At 56.2% G+C, this 20,653-nt stretch carries 19 protein-coding genes and 3 pseudogenes; 11 read left to right on the top strand and 11 right to left on the bottom strand.

All coding sequences use genetic code 11. The annotated features are described in order from the left end of the window. Nucleotides 1-312: 312 nt before the first annotated feature. The 4 genes from WG219_12955 to WG219_12940 all read left to right on the top strand — a co-directional run bounded on the left by WG219_12955 (nt 313) and on the right by WG219_12940 (nt 2,561). Nucleotides 313-657 (top strand): hypothetical protein, encoded by a 345-nt coding sequence (locus tag WG219_12955; GenBank protein WXL24241.1) that lies wholly within the window; start codon nt 313-315, stop codon nt 655-657. A 55-nt stretch (nt 658-712) separates the two neighbouring features. Continuing rightward, nucleotides 713-1,183 carry an RDD family protein gene (locus WG219_12950; protein ID WXL24240.1) on the top strand — a complete coding sequence of 157 codons (471 nt, stop codon included), beginning with the start codon at nt 713-715 and terminating at the stop codon, nt 1,181-1,183. A gap of 142 nt (nt 1,184-1,325) precedes the next feature. Further along, nucleotides 1,326-1,973, top strand: a complete 648-nt coding sequence (locus WG219_12945) for a hypothetical protein (protein ID WXL24239.1) — start codon at nt 1,326-1,328, stop codon at nt 1,971-1,973. A gap of 399 nt (nt 1,974-2,372) precedes the next feature. After that, the gene (locus WG219_12940; GenBank protein ID WXL24238.1) at nt 2,373-2,561 is read left to right on the top strand and encodes a hypothetical protein; all 189 of its coding nucleotides are present in this window, start codon (nt 2,373-2,375) and stop codon (nt 2,559-2,561) included. Nucleotides 2,562-2,739: 178 nt separating this feature from the next. On the opposite strand, the gene WG219_12935 is transcribed toward WG219_12940, so the two are convergent. The 10 genes and pseudogenes from WG219_12935 to tauA all read right to left on the bottom strand — a co-directional run bounded on the left by WG219_12935 (nt 2,740) and on the right by tauA (nt 13,028). Next, the gene (locus WG219_12935) at nt 2,740-3,393 is read right to left on the bottom strand and encodes a methionine ABC transporter permease (protein ID WXL24237.1); all 654 of its coding nucleotides are present in this window, start codon (nt 3,391-3,393) and stop codon (nt 2,740-2,742) included. Further along, nucleotides 3,377-4,357, bottom strand: a pseudogene (locus WG219_12930) (ATP-binding cassette domain-containing protein). Before WG219_12930 ends, WG219_12935 begins: the two are co-directional and overlap by 17 nt. Nucleotides 4,358-4,461: 104 nt before the next feature. Beyond that, entirely contained in the window at nt 4,462-5,256 is a 795-nt protein-coding gene (locus WG219_12925; GenBank protein WXL24236.1) for a MetQ/NlpA family ABC transporter substrate-binding protein, read from the bottom strand. A gap of 18 nt (nt 5,257-5,274) precedes the next feature. Continuing rightward, on the bottom strand, nt 5,275-6,696 hold the full coding sequence (locus WG219_12920) for an LLM class flavin-dependent oxidoreductase (GenBank protein WXL24235.1): 1,422 nt from the start codon (nt 6,694-6,696) through the stop codon (nt 5,275-5,277). After that, complete coding sequence (locus WG219_12915; protein ID WXL24234.1) at nt 6,696-7,895, bottom strand: SfnB family sulfur acquisition oxidoreductase; 1,200 nt, start codon at nt 7,893-7,895, stop codon at nt 6,696-6,698. The genes WG219_12920 and WG219_12915 overlap by 1 nt, the downstream gene beginning before the upstream one ends. A 3-nt stretch (nt 7,896-7,898) precedes the next feature. Continuing rightward, nucleotides 7,899-9,183 (bottom strand): annotated as a pseudogene (locus WG219_12910) (SfnB family sulfur acquisition oxidoreductase). A gap of 250 nt (nt 9,184-9,433) precedes the next feature. Next, nucleotides 9,434-10,267: a taurine dioxygenase gene (gene tauD, locus WG219_12905; GenBank protein ID WXL24233.1), complete on the bottom strand. Its 834-nt coding sequence runs from the start codon at nt 10,265-10,267 to the stop codon at nt 9,434-9,436. A 15-nt stretch (nt 10,268-10,282) separates the two neighbouring features. Beyond that, a complete protein-coding gene (tauC, locus tag WG219_12900; GenBank protein ID WXL28006.1) occupies nt 10,283-11,098 on the bottom strand; it encodes a taurine ABC transporter permease TauC in 816 nt (271 codons plus the stop codon). Nucleotides 11,099-11,112: 14 nt separating this feature from the next. Then, complete coding sequence (tauB, locus tag WG219_12895; protein ID WXL24232.1) at nt 11,113-11,895, bottom strand: taurine ABC transporter ATP-binding subunit; 783 nt, start codon at nt 11,893-11,895, stop codon at nt 11,113-11,115. Between the two features lie 158 nt (nt 11,896-12,053). Further along, nucleotides 12,054-13,028, bottom strand: coding sequence for a taurine ABC transporter substrate-binding protein (gene tauA / locus WG219_12890; protein ID WXL24231.1), 975 nt, complete (start codon nt 13,026-13,028; stop codon nt 12,054-12,056). Nucleotides 13,029-13,299: 271 nt separating this feature from the next. Here tauA and WG219_12885 point away from each other — a divergent pair, with 271 nt between their 5' ends. From WG219_12885 to lpxO, 3 genes are all read left to right on the top strand, one after another. Continuing rightward, nucleotides 13,300-13,902, top strand: coding sequence for a DUF4823 domain-containing protein (locus WG219_12885; protein ID WXL24230.1), 603 nt, complete (start codon nt 13,300-13,302; stop codon nt 13,900-13,902). Nucleotides 13,903-13,913: 11 nt separating this feature from the next. Beyond that, nucleotides 13,914-14,483 carry a DUF1285 domain-containing protein gene (locus tag WG219_12880; GenBank protein ID WXL24229.1) on the top strand — a complete coding sequence of 190 codons (570 nt, stop codon included), beginning with the start codon at nt 13,914-13,916 and terminating at the stop codon, nt 14,481-14,483. A 306-nt stretch (nt 14,484-14,789) separates the two neighbouring features. Continuing rightward, nucleotides 14,790-15,689, top strand: a complete 900-nt coding sequence (gene lpxO / locus WG219_12875) for a lipid A hydroxylase LpxO (protein ID WXL24228.1) — start codon at nt 14,790-14,792, stop codon at nt 15,687-15,689. Nucleotides 15,690-15,765: 76 nt separating this feature from the next. Here the strand turns inward: lpxO and WG219_12870 are convergent, their stop codons facing one another. After that, a complete protein-coding gene (locus tag WG219_12870; protein ID WXL24227.1) occupies nt 15,766-17,430 on the bottom strand; it encodes an electron transfer flavoprotein-ubiquinone oxidoreductase in 1,665 nt (554 codons plus the stop codon). A gap of 322 nt (nt 17,431-17,752) precedes the next feature. Here WG219_12870 and WG219_12865 point away from each other — a divergent pair. From WG219_12865 to WG219_12850, 4 genes and pseudogenes are all read left to right on the top strand, one after another. After that, nucleotides 17,753-18,501 (top strand): annotated as a pseudogene (locus tag WG219_12865) (electron transfer flavoprotein subunit beta/FixA family protein). Further along, a complete protein-coding gene (locus WG219_12860) occupies nt 18,502-19,431 on the top strand; it encodes an FAD-binding protein (protein WXL24226.1) in 930 nt (309 codons plus the stop codon). A gap of 113 nt (nt 19,432-19,544) precedes the next feature. Further along, nucleotides 19,545-20,243: an AzlC family ABC transporter permease gene (locus WG219_12855; GenBank protein WXL24225.1), complete on the top strand. Its 699-nt coding sequence runs from the start codon at nt 19,545-19,547 to the stop codon at nt 20,241-20,243. After that, complete coding sequence (locus WG219_12850; protein ID WXL24224.1) at nt 20,240-20,572, top strand: AzlD domain-containing protein; 333 nt, start codon at nt 20,240-20,242, stop codon at nt 20,570-20,572. Before WG219_12855 ends, WG219_12850 begins: the two co-directional genes overlap by 4 nt. Nucleotides 20,573-20,653: the final 81 nt, after the last annotated feature.

Genomic DNA, 20,653 nt, shown 5'->3' with positions numbered 1-20,653 from the left:
CAGCGTTCAAATCAGATCGTGACTTGCTTAAATCTGAAAGGACGGTTTTCAGATTGTCTCTAGAAATGGCCACTTGCCATTAGGTATTCTCAAGGTGCATTCGTCTCATGTCGCGGCGCTTAGCGTGAAATTACATGTAAACGCGAGCAGTCAAGCGAATTCATCGAGGGATTCAGTCTGTTGGCTTAAGCCTTTGCTTGGTAAATATTTATTGTCAACTGCTGCTTTGCCTTTGCGGATTTAGATCGAATGCACCGTTATGCGTTAAACGCGCATGCGGACTAATTACTGTTATGTGTGAAGGAGAGGAACATGCCCACTTGCCCCAAATGTCAGTCAACTAACATCGATAAGCTGAATTACGGTAAGCGTGTAGGAGCTAGTGTCGGTGGAGCAGGAGGTGCTGCTGGTGGTGCGGCAACGGCTCTGGGTGGTGCAGCTGCCGGTGGCAAAGCAGGTGCCGCAATGGGGGCTTTTGGTGGCCCTGTCGGTATCGCAGCTGGCGCAGCAGTCGGAAGTATCGCGGGCGCAATTGTGGGAGCCCTAGCAGGCGGCGCTGCCGGAGCTGCAGCCGGAGCCATAGCAGGGCGTGCTGTTGATGAACACATCCTCGATAACTACAAGTGTATGAAGTGCGGCTACAAATTTAATGAATAGACCGCAGCCTAAGCTGAAAATGTAGGAATTATGAAAAAACAAGGAAGCTCTAAATATGCAAAATCAAGATCTAGAATACGCTGGCTTTTGGGTAAGAACAGGCGCTGCCATCATTGATTCAATCCTGATGATGCTCATAACAGTCCCATTAACTGTATCAATATATGGGTGGGGTTATTTTAGTGAAGAAAACACATCAATCATCGCTGGCCCTGCTGACTTCCTGATAACTTGGGTGCTGCCAGCTATAGCTGTAATCGCTTTCTGGATCACTAAACAAGCCACCCCAGGTAAAATGGCTGTTTCTGCAAAAATCGTCGATGCAACTACAGGTCGCCCGGCAAGCCCAGCCCAATTGGTAGGCCGATATTTCGCTTATTTCGTATCAATGCTGCCACTCTTTCTGGGAGTTATTTGGGTGGCTTTTGATAAGCGTAAGCAAGGATGGCACGATAAGCTCGCAGGTACGGTGGTGATTAAGAAAATTAATATTGGGCCTGAGCCAGTTAATTTCAATAATGCTTGATAAGGCGTCTAGAGGAAAAGGGCAGATTTATTTGTTCGCGTTTCCCCGTGGAAAATAAATCTGTCTCCCTTTATGCGCTCACTGGGGTGGGCTAAATTTTGCAATTTAGCCCGGATATATAGTGCAATCAAAGGTCTATGCAATGATTCATGCTCCATTTTCAATCGTAGAAACACGCTGGTGGCAAGACGGAAATAACAGTGTTCGTGCTTTGTTTGAGTCAGTTGCCGCTTTGCAATATGAGAATCCGAGTGCTTTTTTATATGACATGTTTTGCGATGATTCATCACTTGATACAATAATGCATCAACGCTGCTCAGATGGTACAACGCATGTTATTTATTTGGCTACTCACGGTAATGAAGAGGCCACTGCAGTAGGGCATGATGAAAGTACTCTGGTATCGCGCACTAGATTTCGCAATATCTTGCGAAGTGCTAATGCTAAGGGAAAATTAACTGGGTTATATCTTGGTACTTGCTACACAGCGCAAAATAGGACGATCGAATTTCTTATGGATTCTGGCGGTACAAAGCTTTCATGGATGGCGGGATACACTGAATCTGTGGATTGGATCGAGGGATCTGCAATTGATATGGTTTTTTTTAACTACTTGGCGCAAGAATATAGAAGGAATAAATCGAGGAAAAAGAAAAGAACAGGTGCGGAGATGGCAAAAACAGCAGCAACTGAGCTCATGAGACTTATACCAAGTGCTCATTCAAAATATGGATTTAATTTTTATAGTTTCAATGGTAAAAAGTTGACGAGCATGCTGGATGGGAGGTAATGCCTAAAGATTCATTCAAGTCGTGGCTACTTCAGGATATGGGTTATCTGAAAAATTTGGCATCGTATGAAGATAAACGTTGAGATGCTTTTTAAAAATATTTTTATCATTAATTTTTTGAAGAAAAGAGGGTTGGTGTTTTTCTGGAGGACGATGTGTTAATGGATAAGTCTGTCTCCTTTTTTTACTGTTATAGTTTTGGAAAAAGCGAATAAAGTCGCTCCTGTGAAATGGTACAGGGCTCCAGATATGGAAAGAATACAGGTCCAGCATCCTGCAGTGCCTTTCACAGAAATTAATAGCATTGGCAAAAGCAATGAGAAGTAGCCTAACAAGTCAATGCAGCGGGCGGCGTAGCGTCACCGCTGATTTCCAGCGTTAGAGAAAAAGGAGCGTCATATGAATAAGTCAAAAAACCTAGATGAAGTATACGAGAAGTTAAAATTGTCACCCCATTGGAGAGATGATTTCAGAATCGAAGAAACGAAAGATGCAGGTGGAATACCCGTCTACTACATAAAAGCTGATGATCAAGAGCCATCCACAATTCTTGCCATTGCCCAATTAAACGAAGTCTTAAAGCTCTAACAACTGGTTCAAATCGTTCGCGTCGCTCACTGGGACGGGCTAAAGCCCGCCCCTTAACCAATCGTAACTAGAGCTCGGAATTACTGTCTTGCACCGACGAGAATCCCGAATCAGTGATGTCTACACTGCCGTTTTATGCATGAAAAGAGCATCAGCTACGCTGCCCTAATCCCCCCACTCACCCCCGCCGATTCACCCCCTTCGCCAACCGATCCCCGCCGTACTGAATCACACTCACCAGCACCACCAGCGCGAAGATCACGGTAAACATCACCTGGCTGTCGAAGCGTTGATAGCCGTAGCGGTAGGCGATGTCGCCGAGGCCGCCTGCGCCGATGGCGCCGGCCATGGCGGAGGAGTTGATCATGGTGACTAAGGTCAGGGTAAAGCCGCCAATAAGGCCGGGCAGAGCTTCGGGTAGCAGGACGTGCCAGACGATATGCCAGCGGCGGCAGCCCATGGCTTGGGCGGCTTCGATCAGGCCGTGGTCGACTTCGCGCAAGCTGACTTCGGCGATGCGCGCAAAGAACGGTGTAGCGGCGATGGTTAGCGGGACGACAGCCGCCCACACGCCATAAGTGGTGCCGACGATCAGGCGGGTGAAGGGGATCAGCGCCACCATCAAAATCAGAAACGGGATGGAGCGGAACAGGTTGACGATGCTGCCCAGCACCTGATTCAGACGGGGCGCGGCGAAGATACCGCCTTTGTCGCTGGTGACCAGAAACACCGCCAGCGGAATCCCTGCCAGCAGCGCTAGAAAGGACGACACGCCGACCATCAGCAACGTGTCGAGAAAACCCTGCCACAGGCGTTCAAATAGGATCGACATAGCCCAGTACCTCCGTTTGGCTGGCCAGTTGTTGTGCCTGTTGGATCAGTTGTTCGCGGCTGTGGGTTGAGCCGCTGACCGCCAGCAGCAGGTAGCCCAATGCGTGGCCCTGAATCCGTTCGATGCCTGCATCCAGCAGGCGCAGCCTGCCGCCGAGTGCCTGGCCGAGGGCGGTGAGGTTCGGCTCGGCCTTGTCACCGGCAAATTGCAGGCGTAGCACCAGTGCGTCGTCCGGGCTGGTCGGCTGAGCGTGTAAACGGGCTTGCAGGTCGTCCGGCAGGGCGTGGCGCAAGGGTGTCAGCAGCGTTTGGGTGACCTCGTGCTGCGGCGCGCCGAACACTTGCCAGACCGGGCCTTGTTCAACGACATGGCCTTGTTCGAGCACCACGACGCGGTCGCAGATTTCGCGGATCACCGCCATCTCGTGGGTGATCAGCACAATGGTCAGGCCCAGACGCTGGTTGATCTGCTGGAGCAGGGCGAGGATCGACTGGGTGGTTTCCGGGTCCAAGGCGCTGGTGGCTTCATCGCACAGTAGAATCTGCGGGGCGTGCACCAACGCGCGGGCGATGCCAACGCGCTGTTTTTGCCCACCGGAGAGTTGCGCCGGGTAGACCTTGTGTTTGTTTTGCAGGCCAACCAGTTCCAGCAGCTCGCGCACTTTTTGTTGCCGCTGGGCTTTCGGCACACCGGCCACGCGCAAGGGCAATTCGACGTTTTGCCAGACTGTTTTGGCGGACATCAGGTTGAAGTGCTGGAAGATCATGCCGATGCGGCGGCGCAGCTGCACCAACTGCTCTTCATCCAGTTGGCCGATGTCGCTGTTGTTGATCAGGATCTGCCCGCTGCTGGGCTGTTCCAAGCGGTTGATGGTACGCAGCAGCGAGGATTTACCTGCGCCGCTGCGGCCGATGATGCCGAAGATTTCGCCGTGCTTAATCTCCAGCTCGATGTTGCTCAGGGCGTGTACGCCGTTATCGTACTGCTTGCTTACGCCGCGAAAGTGCAGGTGCGGCGGGGCGACGGCGAGGGCGGCCTGCTCCACGTGAGTCTGAAAGCCGCTCATGTTCAGCGCTCCCAGCCGGCCTGATACAGCGTGCCGAGGTATTCATCTAGCGCGGCGCGGACCACCGGCGAGTGCTGGTAGATATCGACGAATTTCTTCAGCCGCGCATCGTCCCGGCTCTTGGGCTGGATGACGAACTGGATGACGTATTCGGGGTGATCCAGCCCGTCAAACAGCAGCGCTGAAGTAGCGTCGAACAGTTTCGACTGGCGGATATAGGCTGGATAACCCTGCACCAGATCCACGTCATCGTAGGCCGGAACCAGTTGCACGGCTTCCAGCTGGATGATGTTGATGTGCTTGGGATTGGTCAGGATATCGTCTTCTGTCGCCTTGTAACCCACGCCCGGCTTGAGGGTGATCAGCCCGGCTTTGGCCAGCAGTTGCAGGCCGCGCCCGCTGTTGATCGGGTCGTTGGCGATGGCGACGCGGGCGCCTTCGGGCAGTTCATCGAAGCTTTTGTACTTTTTCGAATACAGCCCCACGTTGTTGATCACGCCTGGCGCGTAGGGCACCAGATCAAACCCGGCGGCGGCTTTGGCGTTTTCCAGAAAGGGGATGTGCTGGAAGTAGTTCACGTCGATATCGCCATTGGCGAGGCTGACGTTGGGGGCGATCCAGTCGTTGAACTCGATCAGCTCGACTTCCAGCCCTTGTTTTTTCGCTTCTGCCACCGCCACTTCCAGCGGCTGGGCAAAAGCGGCGGTGGAGCCGAGTTTCAGCGGCGCATCAGCAAAGGCAAAAGCGCTGGCGAGTAGCAGGGTGGTGAAAGTGAGGCGGGTAATGGCGCTGCGCATAGATGCATCCTTGTCAGGCTAAAGCAGGTTAAGAACGGCGTGGTTAAGGTGGGCTTTCTGGTTGGATTGGCTCAGGTTGGCCGGGGAACGCCAATGCGCCGCGCTGTGGTTCTCCGGCAGGCGTGGGCCGTGGCCGAACAGCTTGTTGCGCAAGGTGCCTTCGGCATATTGGGTTTTGTAGGCGCCACGGCTTTGCAGCTCGGGAATCACCAGCTCGATAAAGTCGGCATAGCTTTCCGGGGCGACGATGCGGGTGAGGTTGAAGCCGTCCAGCCCAGTTTCCCTGATCCAGCTTTGCAACTGATCAGCCACCTGCTGCGGTGAGCCGACGATAACTGGATAACGCCCGCCTAACGCGTGTTGCTCCAGCAGGCGGCGTTTGGTCCAGCCGCTGTCTTTGGCGGTAAAGGCTTTCACCACTGACTCGATGGCGTTGGTCTTCTGGTAGCGGATCGGCTCGTCCAGCTCGTAGGTTGAGAAGTCGATTCCGGTGGAGCTGGAGAAGTGCGCCAGGCCCGCTTCCGGGCTGGCGTAGCGCAGGTATTCGGCGTGTTTGTCGCGGGCCTCGGCTTCGGTCGTGGCGACGATCACGCTGATGCCCATAAACACCTTTATCGAATCCGCCGTGCGGCCCGCTGCAACGGCGCTGGCGCGAATTTGCTTAACCTGCTCGCGCACCGCCGCCTGATTCTGCCCGCCGATAAATACGCACTCGGCATGCTGCCCGGCAAAACGCTGGCCACGAGGGGAAGAGCCGGCCTGAAACAGCACAGGCGTGCGCTGCGGCGAAGGCTGGCTGAGGTGGTATCCCTCGACCTGATAGAACTCGCCCTGGTGCTGAACCTTGTGCACTTTGCCCGGCTCGGCATACACGCGGCGCTGGCGGTCAACTACGACGGCATCATCCTGCCAACTGCCTTCAAGCAGCTTGTACAGCACCTCCAGGTACTCATCGGCCTGATCGTAGCGGCGGTCGTGTTCAATCTGCTCGCTCAGGCCCATGGCTTTGGCGGCGCTGTCCAGATAGCCGGTGACGATGTTCCAGCCGACCCGGCCGTTAGTCAGGTGATCCAGCGTGGAAAGCCTGCGGGCGAAGGTGTAGGGCGGCTCGTAGGTGAGGTTGGCGGTGACGCCAAAGCCGAGATTTTGTGTAACCGCCGCCATGGCCGACACCAGCAGCAGCGGGTCGTTGACCGGTAGTTGGATGGCCTCCTGCAACGGCAGATCGACGGACTGCTGGTACACGTCGTACACGCCGAGAATGTCGGCAATAAACAGCCCGTCGAACAGGCCGCGTTCCAGCAATTGGGCTAGCTCAGTCCAGTACTGAATGCTGTTGAACTGGCTGGAGTTGTCCCGCGGGTGGGTCCACAAACCGTGGTGGATGTGGCCCACGCAGTTCATGTTGAAGGCGTTGAGGAGAATCTGTTTCTCAGCCATCAGATGGTCCCCCGACGCGGTGGCAGGGTGTCGTTGAGGTAGTAATTGCCGACCGCGTGATACTTCCAGCGCACCGGATCATGCAGGGTGTGGGTGCGGGCGTTGCGCCAGTGGCGGTCGAGGTTGTGATGGGCGAGGGTGCCGCGGCTGCCAGCCAGCTCCAGCAATTTGCTGGCGATGTTCAGCGAGGCTTCGGTGCTGATGGCTCGCGCTTCGGCCACGGCAATGGAGGCTTGCGCCACGCTTTCGGCGGTAGGGTTGGCCTGGGCTGCATCAACAAACTCGCCTGCCCATTCCAGCAGCGCTTCAGTGGCGTGCAGTTGGGTGACCAGTTTGCCAATGGCTTTGAGGGTGAGCGGGTCGTCGCTGGCTTTGTCGACGCCGGAGTCGATCCACGGGCGGGCATTGCTGCGCACGAATTTCAGAGTGTCTTCATAGGCGGCGCGGGCGATGCCGGTATCAATCGCGGCATGCAGCAGTTGGGCAAACGGGCCGACTGTTGTCGGGCGCTCGAAAGCACTCTGGAACGGCACCACATCGTCGGCTGCCACCGGCACCTGACTCAGCACCACCGAGCCGCTGCCGGTGGTGCGCTGGCCAAAGCCGGTCCAGTCATCAATGATCTCAAGCCCGGCTGCATTACGCGGGACAAAGGCCAGATGGCCAACGCCGTGCTCATCCACCGCCAGCGTAGGGATGCGCTGGGCGTACAGCGCGCCGGTTGAGTAGAACTTGCGGCCGGTGATGCGGAATTTGTCGCCGTCACGTTCGAGCCGGGTGTTGCGGTCCAGCGCGGTTTTGGTGCCCAGCTCGGCCAGGGCGTTGCCGAAGCGCTGGCCGTTGAGTACGTCAGCGTAGAGTCGGGCTTGTTGCTCAGGCGTGCCGTTGATGCGCAGCACTTCCAGCGCATAGAAATGGTTTTGCGGAATTTGCCCGAGAGAGCCGTCCGCCTGGGAAATACGGGCGATGACCTTGGCCACGGTGACGCTGGACACACCCGCGCCGCCGTAGGCTTTGGGCACACTGATGCCCCACAGGCCGGATTGGCTGAATTGTGCCAGTTCAATGTGAGGCAGCAGGCGCTCGCGGTCACGTTGGGAGGCTTCGCTGGCAAAGGACTCGGCCAGGTGTTCGGCCACCTCAAGGGCTTCGGCATCACTGCGAATCAGGTAAGGCTTGTTATGCAGGGGAGCGTTCATCAGTCAGATCCATGAATGACGGGCAGGGCGTGTGCCATTGAGGTGGTAGGCGCCGATGGCGTGGTATTTCCAGCGCACCGGGTCGTGCAGGGTGTGGGTGCGGGCGTTGCGCCAGTGGCGGTCCAGGCCGAACTCGGCGAGGGTGGCGCGGCTGCCGGCCAACTCCAGCAACTTTTCGCTGGCTTGCAGGCTGATCTCGGTACTCAGTACTTTGGCTTCGGCCACGGCTATCGAGGCGCGGGCGGCGCTGTCGGCATCAATCGGCTGCTGAGTGACTTCATCCAGTACCCGCGCCGCTTTGCGCAGGAGAATTTCAGCGGCATGCAGGCTGATCTGTAGGCGGCCGATATCGGCAATCACGTACGGGTCGTCACTGGCGCGCTCGACGTTGGCATCAATCCACGGGCGGGACTTTTCCCGGACAAAGGCGATGGCGTCGCGCAGGGCTGCGGCGGCGATGCCGGTATCAATGGCGGCCTGAATCAACTGTGAGAAGGCGCCCTGAATATTCGGGCGCTCAGCCAGTGGTGCGAGGGGGATCAGGTTCTCCTCATCAACCTCCACGTTATGTAGAAAAACGGTGCCGCTGGCGGTGGTGCGTTGGCCAAAGCCGGACCAGTCGTTGACGATGCGTAGCCCAGGGCGTTTGCGCTGAATCAGGGCCAGCACCGGCTGATCCTTCTCATCCAGCGCTTTGGCGGCAATCCAATGGGCGAACAGGGCGCCGGTGGAGTAGAACTTTTCACCGGTGATAAACCAGCGGCCATCTTTCTCTTCAAGACGCGCGCGAATATCCAGGGTGTGCTTGCTGTTGCGCTCCGGCCCGGCATTACCGATGCGCCAGCCGTTGAGCACGCTGGTGAAGATGTACTGCTTCTGGCTCTGGGTAGCAGCGCTGTTGATCAGGCCGATCAGGCCGAAGTGGTTTTGCGGGATCTGCCCGAGTGACGGGTCCGCTGCGGAGATAATGCGGAACCGTGGCGTAAGACAGCTGCGGCCCGCCGAACTCACGGGGGACGCCAATACTGCCAAGGCCGCTGCGGGTGAACTGCTCGACCAGCTCCCAGGGCAGCTTGCGCTCGCGGTCACGCTGAATCGCCTGTAATTCTGCGGCCTCTGCCAGCTCACGGGCGGCGGCGATGGCCTGTTCATCGGTTTGCAGGATTTTTGCGGGGTACAAAGGGGCAGCGGCGGGCTGGGCAACGTCTGGTTGGGCGTTGTTTGCGGCTGTCTCTGGCAGGGTTTCCGGGTGGGAAACGGTGTCCTTAAGGGGGGGCGGACTGGCCATGGATTCCTCTTCTTTTTAGGTGGCGCATCGGCCCCCGCAAAGAAGACGGGCACCGAAGCAAAATCAAAAAACGAGCTGCTCCGGTGGTCCGGTCCATATACCTTAAACCTGCGTATCTTCTTATCTAAAAGAGTTTTTTCGCATAAACATAGATGCCAAATACTGGCCGGTTGGACGCTCTTACCAAGCCAAATAAAAAAGCGCACCGGCCGGTGTGGCGGGTGCGCTTCGTGCTGTTGAATGTTATAGATCAGACCGGCTTGTCACCCAAAATGGTGGCGCGGTGCATCACGCGGCGATTCGGACGGTAATCGTCGGTGGCGTAATGCTGGGTGATGCGGTTGTCCCAGAAGGCGATGTCGTTCTCCTGCCAGCGCCAGCGGATGGTGAATTCCGGCTTGGTGCTATGGGCGAATAGGAGTTTCAACAGCGCGTCGCTTTCGGCTGGCTCCAGCTCGTTGATGCGGGTGGTGAAGCCCTCATTGACGAACAGGCCTTTGCGCCCTGTAACCGGATGCGTACGAACTACCGGATGGGTCAGTGGCGGGTGCTTGCGTTGCACTTCGTGGTAACGCTCCAGTGCGTCCGGCGTATTGCCGAAGCGCTCCAGCGGGAAGGAGCGGGTGAAGTCGTGGGTCGCAGTCAGTCCATCAAGCAGCTGTTGCAGCGGCTTGGACAGCGCTTCGAACGCCGCGCTGCTGCTCGCCCACAGCGTGTCACCACCGAAGGCAGGCGGTTGCTTGGCTGCCAGTACCGCACCCAGCGCCGGTTCCTCAAGGAACGTCACGTCGGTGTGCCAGATGGCATTGTCACGCACGTCGGTTTCGGCGGTGTCCAGAACCAGCACTTCCGGCTGATCGGGGATGTTAGGGTAAATCGGGTGAATGTGCAGATCACCGAAGTAGCGGGCGAAGTTGGCCTGCTGCTGGGGCGTAATCGGCTGGTTGCGGAAGAACAGCACCTGATGAGTAAGCAGGGCATGTTCGATGGCGTCTTTTTGTTCGGCGCTCAGCGGCTGGCTCAGGTCGATGCCGTCAATCTGTGCGCCCAATGCCGGGCTCAATTGGGTGATTTGAATGCTCATCTAAATTCGTCCAACTCAGTGTGCCTGGCCGTGCCAGGGGGCAAGTTTGCGTTGCAGGGCGCGCAGGCCCAGCTCTAAAGCGAAGGCGATCAGGGCGATAACCAGAATCCCCAGTATCACCACATCAGTGACCAGAAACTGGGCGGCTGACTGCACCATGAAGCCCAGGCCGCTGGTGGCGGCGATCAGCTCTGCGGCAACCAGGGTCGACCAGCCGACGCCAAGGCCGATGCGGATGCCGGTGAGAATGTCGGGCAGGGCGCTGGGCAGAATCACATGGCGGATCAGTTGCGCCTGGGTTGCGCCCAGCGCTTGGGCCGCACGGATTTTGCTCTTGTCGGCGTTGCGCACGCCGGTCGCGGTGGCAATGGCGATGGGGGCGAAGATGGCGAGGAAGATCAGCAGCACCTTCGACAGCTCGCCAATGCCGCACCAGATCACGATCAGCGGCAGATAGGCCAGCGGCGGGATCGGCCGGTAGAACTCGATCAGCGGATCAAAAATGCCACGTGCGATGCGGCTGTAGCCAATGGCAATGCCCAGCGGGATGGCCGTCAGCACCGCTGCCACCAGTGCCAGGCTGATGCGCTGCAAGCTGGCGGCCAGATGCTCCCACAAAGAGCTGCCCATGTAGCCTTGGGTCAGCACCACCCAGCCACGTTCCAGCACAGCCTGCGGGCTGGGCAGGAACAGCGGTTCGATAAAGCCAAAGTAGGTCACCGCCCACCAGCTCCACAGCAGGAAACCTACACTTAGGCTGCTGATGGTGAACAGGCTGAGCTGACGCGGGGCGCGGCGCTTGGGCTGTTCGGCTTGGTCGTTGGAGTAAATGTATTCAAAGCTGCTCATGGGCGATTCCCCTGGCGTTCAGCAAATACCTGCGCAAGCACATGCTCGCGGGTGGCAATAAAGTCGGGATCGGATTTGATCGTCCGGGCGCTTTCGCCAGCGGCGTAGCGCTTACCGAAATCCAGGCTCAGGCGCTCACTGATGCGGCCCGGGTTGGGCGACAGCAGGATCAGATCGGTGGCCAGAAACACGGCTTCTTCAATGTCGTGGGTGATCAGGAACACAGGTTTGGCGGTGCGCTGCCAGACTTGCAGGAGCAGTTCCTGCATCTGCTCGCGGGTAAAGGCATCCAGCGCGCCAAACGGTTCATCCATCAGCAGTACGCGGGGCTCGGCGGCGAGGGCGCGGGCAATGCCGACACGCTGGCGCTGGCCACCTGAGAGTTCCCAGATACGGCGCTTTTCAAAACCGGCCAGATCGACCAGTTTGAGCAATTCACGGGCTTTGGCTTCGCGCTCAGCTCGGCCAACACCAGCCAGTTGCAGGCCGAAGGCGACGTTTTCAAGCACGGTTTGCCAGGGCAGCAAGGCGTCATCCTGGAACACCACGCCGCGCTCTGCACCGGGACCGGTAACAGGGTGTTGATCGAGGCTGATACGGCCAGCGCTGGGGCTTACAAAGCCCGCAATCAGATTGAGCAGGGTGGTTTTACCGCTGCCGGAAGGGCCAAGTGCAACCAGTAATTGCTCTGGGCCGAGGCTCAGGGATATGTCCGTCAGTACCGGCTCGGCCGTGCCGGGGTACTGTGCGCTGATGCGCTCCAGTTCGAGTAAGGCCATTTGCGATGTTCTCATCAGTAACGTGCCGCTCAGGTCTGCGGCACAAAGACGGTGTCACGGTGTCACGGTGTTGCAGGTGATTCAGGCTTCCGTTGCCGGATCGACCCTGTACAGCAGGATTTAAGGCGGTCAGCGTCCGTGCTGACCTTTCATTCCGCTTATTGCGGAATGAATGCGTTGGTGACGTACGGGCTGTAGTCAGTCAGCACCGCATCCACCTTGCCTTGCTCCTTGAGGAACGCAGCGGTATTCGTGATGGCTTTTACGGTCGGCTCACCTAAGGCTTTTACCTGCTCGGCCGCCAGCGGGAAGACGTTGCTTTGCAGCAGGCCTGGGATGTCTTCAGCTTTGGCACCGGTCAGTTTGGCGATCTTGTCGATGTTGCTTTTGTCCGCTAGCCAGGCTTGTGGGTCTTGGTTGTACTTGGCGTAAGCATCCAGCGTGACTTTGGCAAAGGCGCGCACGGCGTCTGGGTTCTTTTCTGCGAAATCTTTACGTACTACCCAGCCGTCGAAGGTCGGAGCGCCCAGCTTGCCCAGCTCACCTGAGGTGATCAGCACTTTGCCGTTCTCCTTGGCAACGCCCAACGCCGGGTCCCACACATAGGTACCGTCGATGTCACCACGCTTCCACGCGGAGATGATGGCAGGTGGTGCCAGGTTGAGGATCTGCACGCTGGCTGGATCAATCTTCCAGTGCTTCAGCGCAGCCAGCAGGCTGTAGTGGCCGGTGGACACAAACGGCACAGCGATCTTTTTGCCTTTGAGGTCTTCTGGGCCATTGATGCCATCACGGACCACCAGTGCTTCAGATGCACCCAGTTGAGCGGCGATCAGAAAGGTCTGGATCGGCAGTTGGCGGGTGGATGCAGCCGTGATCGGGCTGGAGCCGATGTAGCCGATCTGCACGTCACCGGAGGCAACGGCGGTGATCACTTCCGCACCACCGTCAAATTTGCGCCAGTCGATTTTGGCGTTGCTGGCTTTCTCAAACTCGCCGTCAGCTTGTGCCACTTTGGCCGGGTCTACAGTGGTTTGGTAGGCGATGGTGAAGTCGGCCGCTTGAGCACTGAGCGCAAAGCTACCAACAGCAATGGCGGCAAGCAGGCGGCGGGGGAGGAATTTATTTAGCATGACAGACTCCTGACCGACCTACTGCATCAGGAGTGGTCGGGCTTTTCTCGTTTTTTGATGGGGCTTACTGGGAGTCCGGTGGTCCGGTGAAATGCAATTTAATGGATATAAAAACCATCCAATAAATACTTTTTAAGCATATGCATATGTGTAATCGCTCAAGCAGGCCGGTTGAACAACCTCGTATTCCTGGCTTATGCCTAAACTGGCGTGAAATCTGCATTTACAAGCTATTCGCCGGTTTTTTGTCACCGGCCAGGAGGCTCTGACTATGCGTATAGCGGTACTACTTGCGGCGGCTCTAACTTTGAGCGGCTGTATGAAGCCCAGTGATTTGGCAGATGGCGCAGTGAATCAACTGCGGGATGTGGGGATGTTGGATCACAGCCATACCCAGCGCGTTAGCAACTGGCGTCTGCAACCGGATTCCTTCATCTATATTGCTCAAGGTGCATTCACGCCATCGGGAGGCGCCTATCCGCGACCCAATGTGGTCGCAGAGGAGGCCTTTAATGGTTTTGTCGAATACTTCCCCATGGTTCGTCGTGCCAAATCGCCTATAGGGCTTGAAGAGGCCATGGCCGAGGCGCGCAGCCTGGGCGCTCATTATCTGCTGTACAGCCGTTTTGCGTCTGCCAATGACCGCATCGGTTCGGTGGAGGAGTGGGAAGAGCAGGGCGACTGGGGCAATTTGGGCACTGATAAGGCTGTGATTCATCTGATGCTGCTGGAAACGAATACCCGTTATCTGGTGGATAGCGCACGTATTCGTAACCGCGGCGGCTTGCTCTCGCTATATGATGCCAAGCCTGAAGAATTGATACGCCCGCCGCTGGAGGACTACGCCCAGCGTCTGCTTGGGCTGAGTAATTGAAGGAATACGTAATGAGCGATACCGGTAAGGCCAGCAATTTGCTGGCGCAGATTCCCAAGAGCGAGGGCAAAGGTTTGCCGCCGGTGCACCTGTGGAATCCCGATTTTTGCGGCGATATCGACATGCGCATCGCCCGCGACGGTACCTGGTACTACATGGGTACGCCGATTGGCCGCAAGCCCATGGTCAAGCTGTTCTCCACCATCATCCGCCGCGACGGTGATGACTATTTTCTGGTAACGCCGGTAGAAAAAGTTGGCATCAAAGTCGACGACGCTCCTTTTGTAGCGGTGACGTTGCAGGTGGAGGGCGAAGGTGAGGCTCAAGTACTGCGCTTCACCAACAATGTCGACGATGAAATCATCGCGGGGCCTGAGCACCCTATGCGTTTTGAGCTTGACCCCGTAAGCGAAGAACCTTCGCCTTACTTGCACGTAAGAACTAACCTTGAAGCTTTGATACACCGCAATGTGTTCTATCAACTGGTTGATCTGGCTGTTAGCCGTGAGATCGACGGTCAGCAGTGGTTGGGCGTTTGGAGCAGTGGGGCATTCTTTCCGATTGCCCATGATCCGGCTTAAGTGAGTGGCTGAGGGTTTGTGGTTTTAGCCGTTTACGCTCTTATCAAAGCGAGTGAGTGCTTATGTGCGCGGATTGGTTGATTCTGGGAGTATAATTCCGCGTTTTCGATAAGATTTTGTCAAAGGACGGAGACCGGTCGGTCTCTTCAGCCAAGTATGGCCAGGTAAACCCAGTTCACCTGCAGTGGTCAGTTGTTTCTTACGGTATGTCCAATGCCTGTTAGCCAAGCTAAGACTTGCGACAGGCGCCGACCTGTCATGACCGGTCGGGGCATGATCATCTCCTTCTAAAAGGCGATTTGTCCTGTGAAACTACTCATTGTTGCTGTTTATCTGCTATCCATTGTTTATGTGCACCTTCGTGGCAATGTGCGACATAAGTTAAGCCGACAGCTCAGCGATCACTCCAGCTTTCTGGCTCCGATAAATACGTTCCTGTATCTGTTCTCCCGTAAACCCAACCGACCGTTTTTGGACGCTGCCGATTTTCCTGAGCTAACTGTTTTGCAGGAGAACTGGGAGACCATTCGTGAGGAGGGGCGTGCTCTGCTGGCTGCGGGGGCGATCAAAAAGTCTGATCAATACGATGACGTGGGTTTCAATTCGTTCTTCAAATCGGGCTGGAAGCGCTTCTACCTGAAGTGGTACGGCGACAATCATCCGTCAGCGATGAAGCTGTGTCCGCGGACAACCGAGCTGGTGCAGGGCATTGGCTCAGTCAAGGCCGCCATGTTTGCTGAACTGCCGCCGGGCTCGAAGTTGGTTCGTCACCGTGATCCTTATGCCGGTTCGTACCGCTATCATCTGGGCCTGGATACACCGAATAGTCCGGATTGCTTCATTGATGTGGATGGCGAGCGCTACCACTGGCGTGATGGCGAAGCGGTGGTATTTGACGAGACGTACATCCACTACGCGGAAAACGCCACGCAAGAAAACCGCATCATCCTGTTCTGTGATGTTGAGCGCCCACTGAAATACGGCTGGGCTACTGCGTTCAGCCGCTGGTTTAGCCGCACCGTTATGGCGGCAGCGGGTTCGCCTAATGAGGCGGGCGACAAAACCGGTGCACTGAATCGTCTTTTCGGCAAAATTTACAAAGTGCGCCTCTACGGTAAGGCACTGAAAAAGCGCAACCGTATTCGCTACTACATTGAGAAATGGGCGCTGTTTGGTGGGTTACTGCTGCTGTTTATTTTGATTTGATCCGGCAGTTATTCGGGCCTAAAACAAAAAAAGCTCCGTACCTTTCGGTACGGAGCTTTTTCTTTGGGCGACTGCCTTACATATTGGGGTAGTTCGGGCCGCCGGTGCCTTCAGGAGCAACCCAGGTAATGTTCTGAGCCGGGTCCTTAATGTCACAGGTTTTGCAGTGTACGCAGTTCTGTGAGTTGATCTGGAAGCGCTTGTCGCCGTTTTCCTGCGTAACTACTTCGTACACGCCTGCAGGGCAGTAACGCTGCGCCGGCTCGTCGTACAGCGGCAGGTTTTTGCTCAGCGGAATACTCGCATCAGCCAGCTTCAGGTGGCACGGTTGGTCCTCTTCATGGTTGGTGTTGGAGAGGAATACCGAGCTGAGCTTGTCGAAGCTCAGTTTGCCATCCGGCTTCGGATAGTTGATTTTCGGCGCCTGTGCAGCGGGCTTCAGGCGAGCGTAGTCTGGCGTTGTGTCGCGCAGGGTGAACGGAATCTTGCCGCCGAAAAAGTTCTGATCAAGCCAGTTGAAGCCGCCGCCGATGATGGCGCCGAACTTGTGAATAGCCGGGCCAAAGTTGCGGCTGCTGAACAGCTCGTCATGCAGCCAGCTGGCTTTGAAGCCATCAACGTAGCTGGTCAGTTCGTCACGGCCTTCGCGGCCTGCGAACAAGGCGTCAGCCACAGCTTCAGCGGCCAGCATGCCGGACTTCATAGCCGTGTGGCTGCCTTTGATTTTGGCGAAGTTCAGGGTGCCGAGGTCGCAACCGATCAGGGCGCCACCTGGGAAGACCATCTTCGGCAGGGAGTTGTAGCCACCTTTACAGATGGCACGAGCACCATAAGCAACACGCTTACCGCCTTCCAGATACTGAGCAATCACAGGGTGATGCTTATAGCGCTGGAACTCATCAAACGGCGACAGGTGCGGGTTGGTGTAGGACAAGTCGATGATCAAGCCGACTACCACCTGATTGTTTTCCAGGTGATACAGGAAGGAACCACCGGTGTTTTCGCTGCCCATGATGTCCATCGGCCAGCCAGCGGTGTGGACGACCAGGCCTTGCTCATGCTTGGACGGATCAATGTCCCAGATTTCCTTGATACCGATGCCGTAATGCTGAGCATCGGCTTCGCTGTCGAGGTTGAATTTCTTGATCAGCTGTTTGCCGATGTGGCCACGGCAGCCTTCAGCGAACAGGGTGTACTTGGCACGCAGTTCCATGCCTGGGGTGTAGTAACCCTCTTTAGGGTTGCCTTCGTGGTCAACACCCAAGTCGCCGGTCAGAATGCCGTATACAGCACCGTTTTCATCAATCAGCGCTTCCTGAGCAGCAAAGCCTGGATAAATTTCTACGCCCAGGTTTTCAGCCTGTTGGGCCAGCCAACGGCACAGGTTACCGAGGGAAATGATGTAGTTGCCTTCGTTGTGCATGGTCTTCGGAACGAAGAAATCAGGCACTTTCGTAGCACTTTCGGCATTTTTCAGGACATAAATGTCATCACGCTTGACGGGCGTGTTGAGCGGGGCGCCGAGTTCTTTCCAGTCGGGAAAGAGTTCACTCAGTGCACGCGGCTCGAAAACGGCGCCGGAAAGGATGTGTGCACCCACTTCAGAGCCTTTTTCAACAACGCATACACTGATATCTTTACCCGCTTCGGCGGCTTTCTGCTTCAATCGGCAAGCAGCGGACAAACCGGATGGGCCGGCGCCGACGATAACGACGTCGAACTCCATAAATTCGCGTTCCACAGGCAATCTCCTGGTCAAGGCTCTCTAGTTTTAATGTGTATTCAGGCTCAACCCTTGAACACTGGTAGTGCATTATATCTACACGCTTGTCCGGGTCCAATACAAACGTTTGTTTGAATTTTCTGTAGGGCTGTTAGAATCTTACTACACCGCAGACGTTCGGGTCTTCTGTTGTATTGACCGGGCCCCTGTCGTGCGGTCAAGATACGGGCGGTTTTGTGTCTGCCATCCATGTGGTTGACTCCCGGTTCCGGCCGGTTTGCGTTCCCGCCATGTTCGCTTCTGGCGACATCCATATTCACCGGAGAGTAACGAGGAATCCATGAAGGTTCTTGTAGCTGTCAAACGAGTGGTCGACTACAACGTTAAAGTTCGTGTTAAAGCGGACAACAGCGGTGTCGATCTCGCTAACGTCAAGATGTCGATGAACCCGTTCTGCGAAATCGCTGTTGAAGAAGCGGTACGCCTGAAAGAAAAAGGCGTGGCGAGCGAAATCGTTGTCGTCACCATCGGCCCGTCCGCCGCTCAAGAGCAACTGCGTACCGCGCTGGCTCTGGGTGCTGATCGCGCTGTTCTGGTTGAGTCGGCTGATGAGCTGAACTCCCTGGCTGTTGCCAAAGTGCTGAAAGCCGTTGTCGATAAAGAGCAGCCTCAGCTGGTCATCCTCGGCAAGCAAGCGATCGACAGTGATAACAACCAAACTGGCCAGATGCTTGGCGCTCTGACTGGTTTCCCCAAGGCACTTTTGCTTCCAAAGTTGAAGTGGCTGGCGACAAGGTCAACGTCACCCGTGAAATCGACGGTGGTCTGCAAACTGTTGCACTGAACCTGCCTGCGATCGTCACCACTGACCTGCGTTTGAACGAGCCGCGTTATGCGTCCCTGCCGAACATCATGAAGGCCAAGAAGAAGCCGCTGGAAACCGTTACTCCAGCTGATCTGGGTGTTTCCACCGCCTCTACCGTCAAGACCCTGAAAGTTGAAGCCCCGGCTGCTCGCAGCGCTGGCATCAAGGTCAAGTCTGTAGCTGAACTGGTCGAGAAACTGAAGAACGAAGCGAAGGTAATCTAAATGGCTATCTTGGTTGTTGCAGAACACACTAACGCTGCGCTGGCCCCTGTCACTCTGAACACTGTGGCAGCTGCTCAGAAGATCGGCGGTGACGTACACGTACTGGTAGCGGGCGCTGGTTGCGGCGCTGCTGCTGAAGCGGCTGCGAAAATCGCGGGCGTTTCCAAGGTCCTGGTTGCTGATAACGCTGCTTTCGCCAATCAGCTGCCGGAAAACGTAGCACCGCTGGTTGCTGAGCTGGGCGCTGGCTATAGCCACATCCTGGCTTCTGCTACCAGCAACGGTAAGAACATCCTGCCACGCGTTGCTGCGCAGCTGGACGTTGATCAGATCTCTGAAATCATCGCTGTTGAAAGCGCTGATACCTTCAAGCGTCCGATCTACGCCGGTAACGCCATTGCCACCGTGCAATCTTCCGCTGCAATCAAAGTCATCACCGTTCGTGGTACTGGCTTTGATGCTGTTGCTGCTGAAGGCGGTAACGCTGCGATTGAAGCCGTTTCTGCGGGTGGCGACGCTGGCAAATCGGCTTTCGTTGGCGAAGAGCTGGCTAAGTCCGACCGCCCTGAGCTGACCGCTGCCAAGATCGTCGTTTCCGGCGGCCGCGGCATGCAGAACGGCGACAACTTCAAGCACCTGTATTCCCTGGCTGACAAGCTGGGTGCAGCTGTGGGCGCATCCCGCGCTGCAGTTGACGCAGGCTTCGTACCGAACGATATGCAGGTCGGTCAGACCGGTAAAATCGTTGCCCCGCAGCTGTACATCGCGGTGGGCATCTCCGGTGCCATCCAGCACCTGGCCGGTATGAAAGATTCGAAAGTGATCGTTGCGATCAACAAAGACGAAGAAGCCCCGATTTTCCAAGTGGCTGATTACGGTCTGGTTGCCGATCTGTTCGAAGCAGTACCTGAGCTGGAGAAACTGGTCTAACCAGTATTTTCGCTAGAAAAAACCCGGCCTACGCCGGGTTTTTTTATGGGATAACTTCTGCGAAGTCAGTACAGTTCAGGCTTTCAGCTGAGCATTTGCACAAGGTTGTTTTGATGCGCGGTCAAAGGATTCGGGCGTTTGGTAGTGGATTAACAGACAGTTTGTCCGTTGCAGCCGGATATCTACCCATCGCCTTTTCGTTCGGTGTGGCCGCTATACAGGCCGGGTTGCCAGCTGCCATCGCTATCTTGGCCTCAGTCATTGTGTATGCCGGTGCCAGCCAGTTTCTTTTGATCTCCTTGCTGGCCTCAGGGGCTGGAATTTGGACTGCCTTGCCGACAGTGATGCTGATGAATGCCCGTCATGTTCTCTATGGTCCAGCCTTGATCCCTGGATTGTCTGCACCTCCTCAATTAAGAAGTCCGTTGCAGGCTTTTGGCTTAACCGATGAGGTTTTCGCCACAGCAATGAGTAAATTACCGTCGATCAACGAGGCTGACCGCGAACACTGGTTGTTAGGTTTGCAGATCGGGGCCTATGCCTCTTGGGTCGGTGGGACGATTGTCGGCGTTTTGCTGGTGGCAGAGGTGGGGAACTGGCCTGTGTCTGTACGTGAAGGGCTTTCGTTTGTGCTGCCTGCGCTATTTTTTGCGTTGTTGCTTGAGACAGGTGTCCGCCGCTGGATGCTGCCAATCCTGGCCGCCGCTTTGACAGCCGCAGTGCTAGGCCTGTTTATCGCCAACTACAACGCGCTTGTGGTGGCCATTTTGGTCGGGGCAGTGGTGCAGGCATTCTGGGGGAAGACCTCATGATGCAGATGTTTTGGATTATTTTGGCGTGTGGTGTTGGGACATTTCTGTTGCGTTGGCTGCCTTTGAGGCAGGCCCGTAAGCGACATACTACGGAACGTGGCTCAGCTGCAGTCGTGCGCCTTTTAGCGGGAGTAGGCCCCGCCGCGGTCAGTGCGCTGTTCACGGTATCGATTTACGGTTTATTGGGTACTGAACACACATTGAATCAATTTTTTAGAATCGTCTCGGCTTTGGCCATCGTGGTGATGGTGCGTATGTTGACCCGTGGTGGCGTAGCGATTCCTACTTTATGCGGCGCGCTGGGGTACGGATTACTCGGAACAATCTAATTAATCTGCACGCCTGTGATGTCAGTCAAGAGGGGCGCAGAGCGCTTCGATTAGATTCAGCACCTTTGCTGAGGCGCAGAT

Origin of the sequence: Pseudomonas mendocina (genome assembly GCA_037482215.1) — a bacterium.
Taxonomy (GTDB): Bacteria; Pseudomonadota; Gammaproteobacteria; order Pseudomonadales; family Pseudomonadaceae; genus Aquipseudomonas; species Aquipseudomonas mendocina_E.
The sequence above is the reverse complement of the archived record's forward strand: the minus strand, read 5'-3'. Positions and strand labels throughout refer to the sequence as shown.